Source organism: Streptomyces sp. H39-C1 (assembly GCF_027158125.1).
Taxonomy (GTDB): Bacteria; Actinomycetota; Actinomycetes; order Streptomycetales; family Streptomycetaceae; genus Actinacidiphila; species Actinacidiphila fildesensis.
This window is the reverse complement of sequence record NZ_JAPVLS010000100.1, coordinates 1-16,294: the sequence shown is the minus strand read 5'-3', so window position 1 is coordinate 16,294 and position 16,294 is coordinate 1. Positions and strand designations below refer to the sequence as shown.

At 72.3% G+C, this 16,294-nt stretch carries 14 protein-coding genes and 1 pseudogene; 8 read left to right on the top strand and 7 right to left on the bottom strand.

Going from position 1 to position 16,294, the window contains the following annotated elements; translation table 11 throughout:
• Positions 1-31 precede the first annotated feature (31 nt).
• Together O3W51_RS40405 and O3W51_RS40400 are read left to right on the top strand one after the other, a co-directional pair.
• Positions 32-667: a hypothetical protein gene (locus O3W51_RS40405; protein WP_187145128.1), complete on the top strand. Its 636-nt coding sequence runs from the start codon at positions 32-34 to the stop codon at positions 665-667.
• Positions 664-2,100: an MAB_1171c family putative transporter gene (locus O3W51_RS40400; RefSeq protein ID WP_138352550.1), complete on the top strand. Its 1,437-nt coding sequence runs from the start codon at positions 664-666 to the stop codon at positions 2,098-2,100. Before O3W51_RS40405 ends, O3W51_RS40400 begins: the two co-directional genes overlap by 4 nt.
• Positions 2,101-2,123: 23 nt before the next feature.
• Here the strand turns inward: O3W51_RS40400 and O3W51_RS40395 are convergent, their stop codons facing one another.
• The 4 genes from O3W51_RS40395 to O3W51_RS40380 all read right to left on the bottom strand — a co-directional run bounded on the left by O3W51_RS40395 (position 2,124) and on the right by O3W51_RS40380 (position 5,863).
• The gene (locus tag O3W51_RS40395; protein WP_269288813.1) at positions 2,124-4,211 is read right to left on the bottom strand and encodes an APC family permease; all 2,088 of its coding nucleotides are present in this window, start codon (positions 4,209-4,211) and stop codon (positions 2,124-2,126) included.
• 113 nt (positions 4,212-4,324) lie between these two features.
• Entirely contained in the window at positions 4,325-4,732 is a 408-nt protein-coding gene (locus O3W51_RS40390) for a (2Fe-2S) ferredoxin domain-containing protein (RefSeq protein ID WP_138352546.1), read from the bottom strand.
• Between the two features lie 111 nt (positions 4,733-4,843).
• A complete protein-coding gene (locus O3W51_RS40385) occupies positions 4,844-5,626 on the bottom strand; it encodes a CbtA family protein (protein ID WP_138352545.1) in 783 nt (260 codons plus the stop codon).
• Positions 5,627-5,641: 15 nt separating this feature from the next.
• Positions 5,642-5,863 carry a CbtB domain-containing protein gene (locus O3W51_RS40380; protein ID WP_138352543.1) on the bottom strand — a complete coding sequence of 74 codons (222 nt, stop codon included), beginning with the start codon at positions 5,861-5,863 and terminating at the stop codon, positions 5,642-5,644.
• A gap of 265 nt (positions 5,864-6,128) precedes the next feature.
• Between O3W51_RS40380 and O3W51_RS40375 the strand changes: the two genes are divergently transcribed.
• The 4 genes and pseudogenes from O3W51_RS40375 to O3W51_RS40360 all read left to right on the top strand — a co-directional run bounded on the left by O3W51_RS40375 (position 6,129) and on the right by O3W51_RS40360 (position 9,634).
• Complete coding sequence (locus tag O3W51_RS40375; RefSeq protein ID WP_138352542.1) at positions 6,129-6,701, top strand: histidine phosphatase family protein; 573 nt, start codon at positions 6,129-6,131, stop codon at positions 6,699-6,701.
• A gap of 63 nt (positions 6,702-6,764) precedes the next feature.
• Positions 6,765-7,043: pseudogene (locus O3W51_RS40370) on the top strand (ECF transporter S component); the annotation flags it as partial.
• A gap of 165 nt (positions 7,044-7,208) precedes the next feature.
• Positions 7,209-8,600 (top strand): S53 family peptidase, encoded by a 1,392-nt coding sequence (locus tag O3W51_RS40365; RefSeq protein WP_138352540.1) that lies wholly within the window; start codon positions 7,209-7,211, stop codon positions 8,598-8,600.
• Positions 8,601-8,785: 185 nt separating this feature from the next.
• The gene (locus tag O3W51_RS40360) at positions 8,786-9,634 is read left to right on the top strand and encodes a GAF and ANTAR domain-containing protein (protein WP_269288811.1); all 849 of its coding nucleotides are present in this window, start codon (positions 8,786-8,788) and stop codon (positions 9,632-9,634) included.
• On the opposite strand, the gene O3W51_RS40355 is transcribed toward O3W51_RS40360, so the two are convergent.
• Positions 9,612-10,589, bottom strand: coding sequence for a LuxR C-terminal-related transcriptional regulator (locus tag O3W51_RS40355; RefSeq protein ID WP_232485165.1), 978 nt, complete (start codon positions 10,587-10,589; stop codon positions 9,612-9,614). The two genes, O3W51_RS40360 and O3W51_RS40355, sit on opposite strands and share 23 nt — an antisense overlap.
• 712 nt (positions 10,590-11,301) lie before the next feature.
• On the opposite strand from O3W51_RS40355, the gene O3W51_RS40350 reads away from it, so the two are divergent.
• Positions 11,302-11,523, top strand: a complete 222-nt coding sequence (locus O3W51_RS40350) for a hypothetical protein (RefSeq protein ID WP_138352537.1) — start codon at positions 11,302-11,304, stop codon at positions 11,521-11,523.
• A gap of 40 nt (positions 11,524-11,563) precedes the next feature.
• Entirely contained in the window at positions 11,564-12,247 is a 684-nt protein-coding gene (locus O3W51_RS40345; RefSeq protein ID WP_138352536.1) for a response regulator transcription factor, read from the top strand.
• Between the two features lie 28 nt (positions 12,248-12,275).
• On the opposite strand, the gene O3W51_RS40340 is transcribed toward O3W51_RS40345, so the two are convergent.
• Together O3W51_RS40340 and O3W51_RS40335 are read right to left on the bottom strand one after the other, a co-directional pair.
• Complete coding sequence (locus O3W51_RS40340) at positions 12,276-13,841, bottom strand: SagB/ThcOx family dehydrogenase (protein ID WP_138352534.1); 1,566 nt, start codon at positions 13,839-13,841, stop codon at positions 12,276-12,278.
• Between the two features lie 21 nt (positions 13,842-13,862).
• A complete protein-coding gene (locus O3W51_RS40335; RefSeq protein WP_138352533.1) occupies positions 13,863-16,193 on the bottom strand; it encodes a TOMM precursor leader peptide-binding protein in 2,331 nt (776 codons plus the stop codon).
• Positions 16,194-16,294 lie beyond the last annotated feature (101 nt).

Genomic DNA, 16,294 nt, shown 5'->3' with positions numbered 1-16,294 from the left:
GTTGTGCGGTGCCTTGCCCGGGGAGGGTCTTATGGGGGACTACGCGGAACAGCAGAACAAAATGTTGTGGCGGCGATGTCGGCGAACCGTGGCGGCGCTGCCACTGCCACGGCCGTTCGACGCCACCGGCTTCACCGACGCACTGGCGGAACAGCGGGGCCGGCCCCTGGTGCTGGTGCCGTTACCGCCCCACGCGTGCACACCCTGCGGCATGCTGGTGACCACCGACCGGGCCGACTACATCGGCTATCCGACCAGCACCAGCGCCCTGCATCAACAGCACATACTGCTGCACGAGGTGGGACACCTCGTCTGCGGCCACACCGGCGTCGCGCACCTCGGCTCGTCGGCGTCGCGGGTGCTGCTGCCGCATCTGTCGGGCGAGCTGGTCCGGCGGGTCCTGGGGCGCAGCGTCTACTCCGACGCCCAGGAGCAGGAGGCCGAGCTCATCGCCTCGCTCGCCCTGCACCGTCCGGCCCGCAAGGTCAGGCGCTCACGCGAGGCCTGGTTCCCCTTGGAGGGCAGCCTCGACATCGCCGAGGCGTTCGCCCGGCTCGGGCCGATCGTCGGACTCGCCGGCGCCGCCCCGATCCGGACCACCGCGGTCGTCGGACCCTTGCGCACGCTTCCCGGTCGGACGTTTCCCGGTCCGGGGACCGATAGGTGACCGACGCGGTCGCCTTGACCGGCTGCTTGATCGTCCTGGCGGGCGTCTGCTGGCGGCTTCTCACCACCCGGGGGACTCCGACCGGCACTCCCGTACGCCATCTGTTCGGCTGTGCGGTGTCCATGGGGAGCTCGCTCGCCGTCCTGGCCCCGGCGACGACCCGGCTGGCGGGCCGGGCCGGGCCGTTCGCGCTGTGGACCGCGCCCGCGGGACAGTGCTGCAATCTGGCGGCGATGGCGTTCCTCGCGCTGGTCGCGCGCTCGGCGGGGACCGAGCCGTACAGCCGCACAGCGGTCCGCCGGCAGCTCACCGGCACGTCGGTGGTCATGGTCGCCAGCCTGGTCGCGTATCTGTGTGCCGGGGTGACCCGCGACGGCCGGGACCTGGTCGCGGCCGACGGGCGCGAGGGGTTCCTGGCGGCGTACAACACCCTGCTCACGCTGCACACCGCCTGGTGCCTGATGGTGTTCATCGTGCTGATCCGGCGCTGCACCCGGTACATCCGGTCGCGGCTGCTGCGCGGCGGGCTCGGACTGATCACCGCGAGCGCGGCCCTGGGGCTGCTGTGGACGGTGTGGAGTCTGGGCGATGTGCTCTCCGCGCTGGGCACCGGCCGCGAGGACGGCTGCGAGAGCACGGTGTCGGCGCTGGCCGGCATGGTCTGCCTGGCACTGGGGCTGGGCGGGACGATGTCCTCCGCGTGGGGGCCACCCGTGGCGGCCCGCGTCCGGCGGGGGCTGGTCCGGCTGCGGGCCTGGCGCGGCTACCGCTGGATCGGCCCGCCCTGGAGCGCGGCGTACGACGCGGCCGCCGGGTTACGGGACCGGCTGCCGAACGGGCGGGCGCTGCCCACCCCGGCCGGCTGGCTGCGGGCCTGGCACGGCTACCGGCGGATCGGTCCGCTGTGGACCGCGATGCACGCCGCGCTGCCGGAGATCACCCTGGCCGGGCCCGCCCTGCGGCTCGGCCGCATCCTGCCGCTCGGCGCCCAGTTCGCGCTGTACCGCCGCATCATCGAGATCCGGGACGGGCATCTGGCGCTGCGCCCGTACTTCCATCCGGAGGTCGCGGCCTGGACCGCCGAGGCGGAGGGGTCGGGCCTGGACGCGGCCTCGGAACGGCTGGCGCCCATCGTGGAGGCGGCGACCATCGCCGCGGCCCTGGAGGCCGCCCGCTCGGGACGCCGCTCCACCCCGGGCGGTTGTGAGGGGTACGTACCGCCGAAGGTCCGGGCGAGTGTCGAGGCCGAGGCGGCCTGGCTCATGCAGGTCTCGGACGCCTTCATCGGCTCCCCCGCCGTCGAACGGGTCCGCTGCCGGGTCAGGGCCGGCCTGGTCGACGGCCGCACGGTCGACGGGTACCCGGTCACCGACGGCCCGGCAGCGGCCCGCGCGGCGTTACAGGACCGGGGTGTGTCCATGCCCCCGGACTGAGACGGCTCCCCTGGGCCCGCCGTTCAGCGCGGGCCACCGGGGCGCGGAGGTTCTTCCCGTCCGGCCTCCGGCTTCCCCGCGGCGGCGCCGACGCCCGCCCGGAGCACCGGGTCGGGTTCGCCGCGGCGGACGGAGCCGGGGGCACGGCGGGTCGGGCGGTGCGGCCTGAGCTGAGATGAACTGAGCTGCCAGGGCACGCTGATGACCATGACCCCGGGGGTGAACAGCAGCCGGCTCTTGAGCCACAGCGCGGACTGGTTGTGCAGCCCGTTCTCCCACCAGTGCCCGACGACGTACTCGGGGATGAACACGCTGACGATGTCGCGCGGGCTGGCGCGGTTCAGCGACCGCACGTATCCCACGACCGGCCGGGTGATCTCCCGGTAGGGCGACGCCAGGGTCTTGAGCGGCACCTGCACGTCGAAGGTGTCCCACGCGGTATGCAGCGCCTTCGTCTCGTCGCGGTCGACGTCGACGGTGAGGGCTTCGAGGGTGTCGGGGCGGCAGGCGCGGGCGTAGGCCAGGGCTCGCAGCGTCGGTTTGTGGATCTTGGAGACCAGCACGATGGCGTGCACCCGGGCCGGCAGCGCCAGTTCCTCCGCCGGTTCGGTGACCGCCAGTTCGGCGGCGGTTCTGTCGTAGTGCCGCCGGATGGCGCGCATGTTCACCCACAGGACCACCGCGGCGATCACCGCCAGATACGCGCCCTCGGTGAACTTGGTGATGAGCACGATCACCAGCACCAGTCCGGTGACGAACGCCCCGACACCGTTGATCACCCGTGCCGTCCGGTGCCGGCGGCGCTGGGCCGGATCGGTCTCGGTGCGCAGCGCGCGGTTCCAGTGCCGGACCATCCCGGTCTGCGAGAGCGTGAACGAGGTGAAGACGCCCAGGATGTACAGGTGGATCAGATTGGTGACCGACGCGTGGAAGGCCCACAACAGGGCGCCTGCGACGACGGCCAGCGCGACGATGCCGTTGGAGAACGCGAGCCGGTCACCGCGGGTGTGCAGCTGACGGGGCAGGTAGCGGTGCTGCGCCAGGATCGACGACAGCAACGGGAAACCGTTGAAGGCGGTGTTGGCGGCCAGCACCAGCACCAGGGCGGTGGCGGCCTGGATGAAGAAGAAGCCGAAGCTGTGTTCACCGCCGAAGATCGCGGCGGCCAGCTGGGCGATGACGGTGCGCTGCGGAGTGGTCGCGCAGTCCCCGGAGAAGCCGGTCAGCCGGCAGGTGTCCTCGGTGATGTGGACGTCCGAGATCATCGCGATCGCGGTGATGCCGGAGAACATCACCACCGCGATCAGGCCCATCGCGGTCATGGTGGAGGCCGCGTTGCGGGACTTGGGCTTGCGGAACGCGGGCACGCCGTTCGAGATCGCCTCGACACCGGTCAGTGCGGTACAACCGCTGGAGAACGCGCGCAGCCCCAGCATCAGCAGCGCCAGACCCGCGAGGTTGGTGTCGCCCGGCTCCGGCGTGATGCCGTACGCGGCGGACTCCGCCACCGGCGCGTCGCCCACCAGCCAGCGGAACAGTCCGGTGGCGCACATGATCAGCACGCCCGCGATGAACAGATAGGTGGGAGCGGCGAACGCCCGCCCCGACTCCCTCGTCCCCCGCAGGTTGATCGCCGCCAGCAGCGCGACGAAGGCGACCGCCATCACGGTCCGGTACTCGTTGACGGACGGGATCGCCGAGATGATGTTGTCGACGCCGGAGGCGACGGACACCGCGACGGTCATCACGTAGTCGACGAGCAATGACGCGGCCACGACGAGCCCGGCGGACGGGCCGAGGTTCGTGGCGACCACCTCGTACGATCCGCCGCCGGACGGGTAGGCGTGCACGACCTGCCGGTAGGAGAGCACCACGACGGCCATCAGCCCGACGACCGCCATCGCCACCCAGGTCGTCAGGTGCAGATACGCCAGCCCGCCGAGGGTGAGGACCAGCAGGATCTCCTGCGTGGCGTACGCGACCGACGACAGCGGGTCCGACGCAAAGATCGGCAGCGCCAGCCGCTTGGGCAGCAGCGTCTCCTGCAACCCCTCGCTCGGCAACGCCCGCCCGATCACCAACCGTTTGACCGCATCCACGATTCTTGCCACGCGGGTGAGCGTAAGGGCAGGCCAGGACTCTTGATCAGCGCCGCGCGGCGGCTCCGGTCCCCGTGGTCCGGGCGGCCCAGTGCCCGCCGTGCCGCGGCGCTCGCGGCGGAAGGTCAGCGGCGCCGGCGCAGCGGGGTCGCGCGCCGTGGGCTGACGATCTGGAGGGCGAGGGAGGCGGGTGGTTCGGTCTCGCCGGGGCCGCCCGACGCCACCCAGGCGAGGATGTCGTCGGTGGAGCCGTCATCGGTGGCGAAGCCGATCCATACGGCCCGGCCGCCCTTGCGGCGTCCTTCGGCGGACGGCTGGACGACCACGATGTTCGCCTGGTCGCAGGGCCCCAGGCAGTCGGTGGTGCGCAGCGCGAGCCGGCCGCCGGAGTCCGCGGCCGCGGCGCTCAGCCGGTCCAACTGCCGCTGGTGGTCGGTGCCCGGGTGCTTGCTCGCATTGCCGCAGCAGCACCCCCGGCACACCACCAGGGTGCAGGGCCGGGCCGCGTACGGCGTGGGAAAGGGGGCGGTCACGCGGACTCCTTCGGCTCCGTGCCGGGTCCCGGCACAGCGCGGCGCGACCGACAGCCCGCCGGGGCGGGCCCCGGCGGGCTGTCGGTCGTGTCAGGTGGACGTCGGTCGGTGTCAGCCGGCGGAGGCGGCCGTCCGTGCCGCCGTGTTGCTCTCGCTGTTCGCCTCCGCGGCCTCGCTCTTGGCGGGCCGGGGGGTGAGTACGCGTTCGGCGAGATAGCCGAACGTCAGGGCGAAGGCGGTCCACAGGGTGAGTTGGATGGCCACGGCCGCAAGGCGGAACTGCCACAGGAGAGTGGCGGAGAAGTCCGCGGGCACTTCGTTGATCGCGGGCAGGAACGCGTAGGCCAGCCCGATGGCGACCAGATACGCGACACCGGCCACGACACTGGCGTACCAGGTGGTCAGCCGCGGTGCCAGCCGCTTGCCGAGGATGACGGCGGCCACCGCGAGCAGCACGCTCAGCGCGATCATGAGGAAGTACAGGGTGGTGCGTTTACCGATGGTCTCCGGGTCGCCGATCGACGGCGGGTTGGCCGGATACTTCAGGAACGGCACCACGTAGACGGTGAGCAGCGCCGCGCCCGAGATGAGCACGGCGGTGGCCCGCGGGGAGAAGCGGCCGACGCGGCCCAGGGCGAAGCAGAACGCGAGGGCCGCTATCCCGCCCAGCGAGACGCCGAAGATCAGAACGCCGGTCGCCAGTCCCGCGGTGGACTGCAGGGAGCGGCTGACGATCTCCATCTCGTGTTCGTGGGAGTGGGAGTCCTCGAAGGCGATGGCCGCGTCGACCCTCGGTTCGCCCATGAGATAGGCGACGACGAGGGCCAGCAGACCGGCGACGAGCCCGGCGAGCATCCCCCGGACCAGCAGGGAGCGCACAGTGGTGGAGTTCATTGGAGCGGCTTCCGATCAGTGGCAGGGGAAGCCGAGCAGATGGCGCCCGTCGTGGACCCACTCGTGAACGTCCGATCCGGCGACCAGGGACGTGGCGCCCTGCTCCGCACCGACGAAGTACAGCAGAACGAGCGCGAGCATGCCGAAGAACACTGCCCAGGGCAGGATCGCCTTCAGCGGCAGCGGGGTGATGGGTAGGGCTGGGCTGGCGGCCGCGGGTGCAGCGGACTGGGCCATGGCAGTGCCTCCTCGGGAACACGCGTCCCACTTGGTGGTGCTGTTGACGAAGGTGCCGGGTCTGACTTACCGGGGTGAGCCGGTTTCACAGTGGCGCGACCGTGCCGGATTTTCACCGTGCTTCCGTTCACACCGTCGTCGGGTCGGGCTGAACCGTACCGTGAAGCGACACCCGCGGCCAAGGGCGTGCGCGAAGGCGATACGCGCCAACCTGCGACGATGTGTTCCGCTGTGGGGCCGGTGCGACAAGGGAGGGGTAGCGGGGATGACGGTGCGTGTGTTCTTGGTCTCGTCGGCGGAGAGCCAGGCCTTCGCGGAGGCGCGGTTCGACGACGGAACCAGCCCGCTGACCGACGCCGGAGAGCGCCGGGCGCGCGCCGGCGCGCCCGGACTGCCGGGCGCGACCGCGTACTTGACCGCCTCGTCGGAGCGCTGCCGGCGGACCGCGGAGCTCCTCGGCATCACCGCAGGGGAGCAGCCGCCGTTGCGGGACTGGGACATGGGCCGCTGGCGGGGGCTCCGGCTGGACGAGGTCTCGGCCGCCGAGCCGGAGGCGGTGGCCGGCTGGCTGTCGGACCCCGCCGCGGCCCCGCACGGCGGCGAATCGCTGACGGAGCTCTGCGAACGGGTCGGCGGCTGGCTGGACGGCGGGGCGCCGGACGGCGGGCGGGTGCTCGCGGTCGCGGAGCCCGCGGTCGTGCGGGCCGCGGTCGTGCACGCCGTCGGCCTGCCGCCGCAGGCGTTCTGGCGGCTGGACGTCCTGCCGCTGACGGTCACCGAGCTGGTCGGCCGCGCAGGACGGTGGAACCTGCGGTGCGGGCGGCCGTTGGCGGGGTGACCGGGCACGCACGCACCGCGGGTCGCGGTCGTCAGGGCTTGAGTCGTCCTTGAGTCGTCAGGCGGCTTCCTGCTGAACCTGTCGTTCTGGCCGTTCTCGCTCGACCCCAACAGCTCGATCGCCTGTCTGCCGGGGCTGCCGCTCACCGAGCATTGGCACCGCTACCTGGCCTTCGACCTCGCCACGTCGCTGGGCCGGGACACCGGCCGGGCCGTCACCAACTTCATCTGCATCCTGGTCGCGGGGCCCGCCGTCCTCATCACGTTCCGGCGCACCGCCCGGCGGGCCAACTCCGAGGCGCCGGTCCGTTTCGATCCGGTGGCGGACGACGGGGAGCGCTGAGACGGCAGGGGCAGCGGAGACCGCCCGGGTAATGGCTCCGCAAAGTTATCGGCTCCCAGGTAAAGCCGTCGGCAGTAATCCGCCAACACGCTTGTCCTGCTCATGATGTACGGATGTGATCACGGCAGCCGCCCAGCGCGGCCCGACTCCATACAAGGAGGATCCATGCCCAGAGTTCGTCCGCGGCAGCGTGCCGTGGTCGCAGCGGCCGGGGCCACCGCCCTCACAGCCGCAGCGCTCATATCCGCCCCGCTGTCAGGGGCCGCCACCGCGGCGCCTGCCGCCAAGGCCCCGGTGGTCAGGGTGGTACCGGCCGTTGAAGGGCACCAACTGGTCCGCGCCGCCGACGGCCCGCTCAGCATCGAGCAGTGCCAGGCCAAGTGGGGGATCAACTGCTACACCCCGACCCAGTACCGGCAGGCGTACAACCTGAACCCGCTGTACCGGGCCGGCATCACCGGCAAGGGCCGCACGATCGTCATCGTGGACTCGTTCGGCTCGCCGACGATCCAGCACGACCTGGACGTGTACAGCGCGCAGTTCGGCATCAAGAGCGCGCCGGTGCAGGTGGTCAAGTGGGGCAACGTCCCGCCGTGGGACGCCACGAACCCGGACATGACCGGCTGGGCGGGTGAGTCCACGCTGGACGTGGAGATGGCGCACGCCGTGGCGCCGGACGCGAAGATCATCCTGGTGGAGACGGCGGTCGCCGAGACCGAGGGCGTCGTCGGCCTGCCGGAGATGATGGACGCCGAGAAGTCGCTGATCGACCGCGGCATCGGTGATGTCATCTCGCAGAGCTTCGGGGCGACCGAGAACACCTTCCCCGGCTTCGAGCAGGGCAACTTCTCGAGCATCGAGAAGCTGCGGTACGCGTTCAAGGACGCGGCCAGGCACGGGGTGACGGTGCTGGGGTCCTCCGGTGACAGCGGTGCCACGGACTACATCGAGGACGGCAGCGCCAACTACCCCTACCAGGTCAACTCCTGGCCGTCGTCGGACCCGCTGGTCACCTCGATCGGCGGCACCCAGCTGCACCTGAACGACGCGGGCAACCGCACCGCGCCGGACAGTGTCTACAACGACTACGGCGCCAGTGGCGGTGGCCAGTCCCACGTCTTCGGCCGTCCCGCGTACCAGAACGGCGTCAAGGGCATCGTCGGCAACCACCGCGGCACGCCGGACATCTCGATGGCCGCAGCGGTCGACGGGGGCGCCTGGGTGTACTCCAGCTACGACCCGACGTCGGTCGGCTGGGGCGTCAACGGCGGTACGAGCGAGTCGAGTCCGCTCTTCGCGGGCATCGTGGCGCTGGCCGACCAGCTCGCGGGGCACCGGGTGGGCGACATCCACAGCGCGCTGTACGCGCTGTCCCAGCAGGCCCCGCACAACCCGTTCACGGGCGTCGTGGACGTCGCGGACGGTACGAACAACACCTATGACGGTGTCACCGGCTATACCGCGGTGAAGGGCTATGACATGGCGACCGGCATCGGCACCCTCGACGCGGCCCGCTTCGTCCCGGCCCTGGCACTGCAGAGCTGGCTGCACCACTGACCGAACGGCACTTCCCGGCCGCCGTCGTACCTCCGGGTACGGCGGCGGCCGTCCGCATGCCGGGACCGCAGCGGGTGGCCGCCCGGTCGGGGAATGCCGTGGCGGGCGGACCCCCGAGCTGGGACGCTGGCCGGGGGCGTGCGGATCCGGGGCCCCGAGCACCGCGAGGAAGGCGGCACCGCATCATGTCCTCCACGCTGCGGGAGGTCCGGCTGGCCGATGCCTTCCTCGCTCTCTCCCAGGCCCTCGACGACAGCCAGGACTGCGTCGGGCTCCTGCAGCGGCTGGCCGACCACACCGTGGACCTGTTGGACCTCGACGCCGCCACCGTCCTCGCGCAGGGCCAGGGCCCGGCCGGTGACCACTCCCTGCACACCGCGGCGTCCGCCGCCGACCCGGCCGGCGCCGAGGCGGTGGGCCGGCTGGCCCGGATCCAGCTCGACAAGGGCCAGGGGCCCGGCCACGACGTCCTGCGGTCCGGGACACGGCTGGCCGAGACACCGCTGAGCCGGCCCGTGCACCGCATCCGCTGGCCGCACTTCACCGGGCAGGCGCTGGCCTGCGGGTTCACCACGGTGGCAGTGATCCCGCTGCGCCGCGCGGACCGCACCCAGGGCGCCGTGGCGCTGTTCCACCGGCGCGCCGGGACGCTGACGCCGTCCGTCCTGGATCTCGGCCAGTCGCTCGCCGAAGCGGCCGCCATCACCCTCCGGCACGGCAGAGCCCTGGCCGAACAGCAGGCGCGGATCGGCCAGTTGCACAACGCGCTCGACAGCCGCATCGTGATCGAGCAGGCGAAGGGCATCCTCGCCGAACGCCACCACTGCAGCCCCGACGACGCCTTCGCCCTCCTGCGCCGGCACGCCCGCAGCTCAGCTGCGGCTCGCCGAACTCGCCGAACGGATCATCGACGAACCGGCGGGGCCGGACACCCGACAGTGAGCGACGCCGGCCGCGAACCCTCGACCGGAGCACGCGACGACCGGGCCGCACGCGCTCACCCCGCCGCGGTCACTCGACGGGCACCGCGTTGATGTCGACCCCGAGCGGGGCCGGTGTGCGGGCGCCGAGCCAGCCCATCGCGGCGATCTGCACACCGGCCTGGAAGCGGCTGCGCGCGTCCACCCGGGTCATGAGGTCGGCCATCATGCGACGGATCGTGCGCAGCGAGACGCCCAGCCGCTGCGCGGCACGTTCGTCGGTGAGACCGCACGCGAGCAGCCGCAGCAACTGCCGCTCCTGGACGGTGAGTCCGGCGGGATCACGGGTCGGCGTCTCACCGAGCGCCCGCGCCTGGTCCCACACCTGCTCGAACAGGGCCCGCAGTGCCGCGATGACCCCGGGGCTGTGCAGCAGCACCGCGCCCTTGCGCGGGTCTTCGGGATCGACGGGGACGACGGCGGTCCTGCCGTCGACGATGATCATGCGCAGCGGCAGGGTGGGCGTGGTGCGCACACTGCCGCCCAGCTCGCTGAGCCAGCGCGCGTACTGCACGGTGGCCGGGTCGTTGCGGACACTGTCGAGGTAGACGGTCCGCATCCGTACCCCGCGGTCCAGCGTCTCCTGGTCCAGGTCGCGGCTGGCCTCCATGACATGGGCCGGCTGCGGTCCGCCGGGGGCGAAGGAGAGCACCTCCCCCGCCGCGTCCGCCGCCAACTCCTCCAGCCGGAGCCGCACTTCACTCAGGTCGCAGAGGATCTCGACGCCGGAGGAGCTGCTGGCCGGCCGCGTGGTCGCGAACTCGGTGATCAGACTGGCCATCGCGTTGCGACTGCGGTCCATCTCGTTCTGCCGGCGCTGTGCCTCCGCTTCCTGACGGGCGAGCATGGCGGCGAGCCCCAGCTCCGGATTGACGGCACGCCAGCGCCCGGTCGGTCCTGCCGGGCGGACCAGCGCGAGGTCAGCGAGCTGGTCCAGCGAACCGCGTATGGCTTCCACCGACTGCTCCAACAGATCGGCCACGTCGGGGATGTCTAACTCGGGATGCATGAGCATCGTCCGATAGACCCCCTCGGCCACCGCGTCAAGAACTAGCCGTTCTCCCACCTGGTACCCCCCGAGCTCCCCTGGGTGGTCAGACTGCGACGCACCCGCCCGTGACAAAAACGCCGTCGAGGAACACCCCGCTGAAGGTGTTCGACGACCGACTCAGGGCGTCAGCGTAGCGGTGCAGCAACCTTAGGTGAGGGCTTCGGAAGCTCCGATTCTGCGGAAAACGCGTGGCCGGGCGGGGTGCGCGGACATATCGATCGCGAACCGCCCGCGGGCGCGCGGTAAAGACGCAGTTCAGAACGTTGCAATGGGAACCCTTTCTACCGGTCCCGCAACCCCTGTCCACCGTCGGTGTCACCTTCCTGCCATGCGCCATTGACGCCTTGCTGTAAGGAAGTCGCCGCAGGCCTCTGTGACAGCTGGTGTTCAAGGGGTGCCAGTGATGCCAGGGATGGTTGGGGCGTCGACGCTGTTCGAGTGGGCCGACCGGTGGCCGGAGCTGGCCCGAGGGTGCCAGTGCAGCTTGGTGACAGCTCCGGCTACTGACAGCCGGGGCCACCGCGGGCCACTCTCATGGTGTCGGAAGAACGGCACGGCAGCCGGACCATCCGAAGCGCAACACCAGCACCACCCACCGGTTTCACACCGGTTCGGCCATGACCCCGGCGGGAGTCCGGGATCCCCACGAACGGAAGGCTCGGGCATTCCTATGCGCAAGCTCGCGGTATCCATCGCCTCTGTCGCTGTCATCCTCGGTGCCTCCGTCTCCGTGGGGAGCTCACTGGGCGCCGCGTCCCCCGCCACCGCTCCCGCCCACTCCGTCAGCGTCGTGGCCGACGGCCCCACGCCGGCTCCGACGCCCACCCCGGCGCCCACCCACCCGCCGGTCGAGCCCGACCCGACGCACCCGGACACCTGGGGCTGGGGCTGAGCAGCGGTTCGTATCCGGGGACGAAGGGAGTACGGGGAACATGACCACGGCACTGGACCGACCGCAGGACCTCCCGCCCACCCTGACCATGGCGGCCGCGACGACCACCGTGACCACGACCACCAGCGTCCTGCTCGCCGACGGACACCACCTGTTCCGTTCCGGTCTGAGCGCCCTGCTCGACCGCGAACCGGACCTCACCGTCTGCTCCGAGGCGTGCGACGCGGAGAGCGCCGTGGCCCAGGCCACCGGGGACCGGCCCGACATCGCGGTCGTCGATCTCGACGTGCCGGGAGCCGGCGGACTGCGGACCGCCGAGCTGATCCGGTCGCTCTCCCCGCGGACGGCCGTTCTGCTGCTCGGTGCCGCACCCCGCGCCGACGAGGTGCAGCGCGCCTACGCCGACGGTGTGCACGGCATGCTCCGCAAGGACGTACGGCCCGAGCGGCTCATCAGCACCGTCCGTGAACTCGCGGCGGGACGACGGGTCTTCGACCCCGAGCTGGTGCTGGTGGCGATCCGGCCGGGGCCGGACACGCCGACCCGCCGGGAACTCGCGGTCCTGCGGCTGGTCGCCGCCGGCAGCACCATCGGCGAGGTCGCGAACCAGCTGTCGCTGTCCCCGGGGACGGTGCGCAACTACGTCTCGTCGGCCATCGCCAGGACCGGCGCCAGGAACCGCTGCGACGCCATAAGGATCGCCCGCGAGAACGACTGGCTGTAGCGGCCGGCGGAACGACGGACCCCCGTCCTCAGCCTTGCTCCCGCATCGTGTCGACGATGTCGCAGAAGCCCTGGGGCAGGCTGCCGGAACCCGATGCCGGGCGGCTGCCGATCAGGAACTCCCCCACCGAGGACTCCGACGTCCAGTCCAGACCCAGGGCGCGCGCCGCCGCGTCGGTGTCACCCGAACCGAGCCCGCACGGTGCCAGACCCATCGCCGTCGCCACCAGGTAGAGGGTCTGGTAGAGCACTCCCACGTGCTTGAGCGTCAGCGCGTACGCGATCTGGCTGTACTTCCACGACAGCCGGCCGAACCGCGAGGTCACCGTCAGCAGCACCTGCGGATCCACCGTGCAGTTGGTGGCCCGCCATGCCGCCGTCAGCAGTTCCCTGAACGCCGCTTCGTCAGCCGCGCCGTGCCAACGGCGCGGCTGCAGTCGGTGTGCGGCGGCGTCGTAGCGGTAGACCCCGGTGGGCAGCCCCTCGCAGGCGGCGACCGACAGATAGATCTCCAGCTCGCCCGTGGCGCCGCCGGCCGGGTAGGGGCGGTCGATCGCGTCGTACGAGTTCGGGGAGGACGGGTCGCGCGGGATCACCTGACGGACCCGGGCCGCCCGGTAGAGCAGTTCGGCGATCTGCTCCAGCGTCACCGGGGTCTCCGCGTAGGTGCGGATGGACCGGCGCCCCTCCAGCACCTCGGTCAGCCGCGGGTCCCGGGCCGTCACCTCGTCCCAGTCCGGCACCGGCAGGTCGATACCCGGCTCGTCCTCGTTGCTCCCGGCGCCCGGCAGGGCCGGCGGGTGCGGTACGTCCTGGTGGGCGAAGACGCCGCCGCTGGTGTAGTCGTGCCGGCCGGCCCTGCTGCGGGAGTGGAAGAGCAGGTCGTGGAAGTCCCACAGCGGCGGGTCCGCCGCCGGGAGCGCGGGGGCGGCGCCCACCGCGGCACCCGCGGCGGGCTCCATGAAGCCGGTCCCCGCCAGCAGGGCGGCCAGCGCGGCGCCCGACTGCTCCGGCAGCCCGGCCAGCGCGGCCGCCTCCGCCACGGTGCGCGGCGTGGTCAGCGCCGCGACGAACGCCGCCGCGGCCGACTGGTGCAGTGTCACCCGGTAGGGCGCCAGCGGGGATTCCATGACGCAGCCCTGGCCGATCGTTCCCCCGCCGCCGTCGGCGGGTCCGTCGGGCAGTCTGCGCAGATAGGCGAACCGGGACAGCACCACGGCCGTGGTGCCGAGGTCCGGCGCGCCGGGTGTGGCCGCCGAGCGGGCGATCGGCACGGCGGTGGCCAGCGGTCCGGTCAGCGGGTCGTCGAGGATGCTGGTCACCAGATAGGGGAACCGGCCCAGCAGGCTCAGCAGCCGGCCGGCCTCGCGGTCCCCGGCCAGCGCGTCGGCGTCGACCGGTCCGGCGCCCAGCGCCAGCAGCCGGCGCACGGTCGGCGCGCCGAGCGCGTGGACGCGCTGGCGGCCCCAGGGGTGGGTGAGTTCGACGTCGTCGCCCTCCGCCGCCACTTTTACGTCCTGGCGGAGCGTCAGCATCCGTCGTACCCGGGACAGTTCGGCGTCAGCGGTGGTCAGCGGCTGTTCTGTGATGGTCATGGCGCGCCTTCCGTCCTGCGGTCAGATGAAGATGGCGGTCGGGTTGAGGTCGGCCTCCGCGGTGGGCGCGGCCTTCCAGCCCAGCCGCACGGGAACGTCGTAGAGCCGGCCGGGCGCGAACCGGGCCCAGAAGTGCCGCATCCCGGGGACGATCACCTTGGCGACGGGCAGGCCCACATCGGGGCGGGTCTGGTCCAGGACGAGCATCTCCATGCCGTGGTCCGCCACCAGGCGCTGCACCGTCTCGAGGTCCGTGCGCAGATCGTCGGCGGCCAGCGGGTCCCAGCGGCCGGCCGCGGCGGGGGCGTGGCCGTCGAGGGGCCTGAGGTACGGCTGGTTGGCCAGCGTCGCGCTCTTCCACCAGGCCTTCTGCTCGTGGTCGGCGCCCGAGTACGTCGTCTCGCCGGGACCGGCGTCGGCCACCGGTGACAGGAACTGGTTCATCTCGGTGAGGGCCCGGGTCAGCGCGATGTGCGGATCGAGGTGGGCGCCGAACGCGATCAGGATGTCCTCGGCCGGCTTGTCGGTCCGCCGGGAGAACGCGCCCACCACCGGGATCCCGAAGTCGGCCGTCAGGTCCAGGGCCCACATCTCACGGTTCAGGCCCGCGTAGACCTCGCGCATCCGGTCGATGTACGGGTCGCCGAAGGAGTCCAGGTCGACGGCCGGTCGCTGGACGCGGTTGTACCACCACAGGGCGACCGCGTCACGTTCCACGAGCTCCAGGAAGCCCTGCAGCGTCGCGTCCTCGAACGAGGTGCCCGCGGCGGCCCCGTTGGAGTCGCCCATGGCGAAGAACGGGCCGTTGTGCCGGTAGCCGTAGTACAGCGACATCGTCGGCAGCCAGCGGGTGCGCTCCGACGTCAGCGACCAGGCGGGCGACCACTCGATGACCGCGTCCTCGCGGAACCGCTCGGGCACGGTGTTGAACATCGACTTCTTGGCGTTCCACAGCTCCCGCTCGCGGAACTGCCGGTCGCTGAAGAGCAGGCTGGTGGACGGGTGCACCGCCTGCTCGCCGAGCTCCTCGTAACGGGCGGTGCGGCGCGCCTCGTCGCCCTGGAACACCCCGGAGTAGCGCTCCATCGCCTCGCCCATCGCGCTCGCCCGCGCCTGCGAGTCCGTCCGCCCCTTGCCGCAGCTGATGCTGCGCAGACCGGTACGGAGCTGGCGCAGGTCGCCGACCTGGCGGGCGAGGTTCTGGCCCGCGACGTAGACCCGCAGGCCGCCGGGCGTCCGTTCGGCGGGCACCAGGGTGGTCACCACACCGGTGACCGGGCTGAGCTGGGGCCGGTACTTCAGCAGCATGTCCTCGGGCGAGGCGGACCGGTGGCCGCCGTCCGCGGTGAACGCCTTGGCCCGGCTCTCGAAGCGCACCGGTGCCAGCTGGCGGCGCTCCATGGTCGCGGCGTCGCCGCAGGACGGGCACTGCGGCCGGCGGACCAGCTCATGGCGTTCCGCCTCGGCAAGCACGGTGTCGAACGTCAGCACCTGGGCCTTCTCCGGGCGGACGCCCGCGGCCCACTTCGCCGCCTCCAGCGCGGCGAGCTGCACCCCGAGGGCGGCCGTGGGCGCCAGGTGCGCCCCGACGGTCGGTACCGGCTGGTCCCTGCCCAGCCGGTGCTGGAGGTAGCTGAGCGACTGCCGGTTGGCGGAGAGCCGGTGCGCGAGGCACTCCCAGCAGCCGGTTCCGGTGCCGGGCGCTCCGGCCGGGGTGTCCGCGGACGCCGGTGCGTCCGGGACGAAGACCGGTCCCGCCCAGACGATCGAACCGACCGGACGGGCGAGCATCCACGGGGTGCCGGAGGCGAGGGCGGCCGCGTTCCGGCCCGCAAGGCCGGGGTTGAGGTAGTCGTCGGTCAGCGCGACGACGAGGTCGGCACCCTCGGTGTCGGCGGGCGGCGCGTCCGCCGGTGCGAGCGCCACGTGCGCGGCGCCGGCCGCGAGCAGCGCCGCGACGAACGGCTCCGGTGTCACCTTCCCGTAGACCTCCACCCGCACCCGGGCGTCCCGCAGCGCGGCGACGGCCGTGTCGCCGTCGCGGCCCGCCATCTCGAAGAATCCGGCGGCGGCCGGGTCGGTCCCCGGGTCGGAGGCGGCGGCCCAGCCACCGGCCACGAGTTGGTCCAGGGCCACCGCTACCCGGTCGGCGGGCACCGCGGGCGCCAGCTCAGCACCGATCTCGTGGGCGCTCCTGGTGCCGTCCAGGAGCGGCGCCAGCCGTTCGGCCAGTGAGCCGTTGACGACGCAGACGCCGCGTTCGGACACCAGGTAGACGGCCTCGCCGTCGACGACGTAGGGGGTGTAGTGCCGCTTGAAGCCGATGCCGGGCGTCGGCCGGGTACTGGTCATGGTGACTCCGTAGTCCGAATTGGGGCGGGGCGGGCCGGGCTGCGACCCAGGGCGTTGGTGCCGGGCTCAGCGCAGGGTGGCGAGCGGGGCGGTGGCCGGGT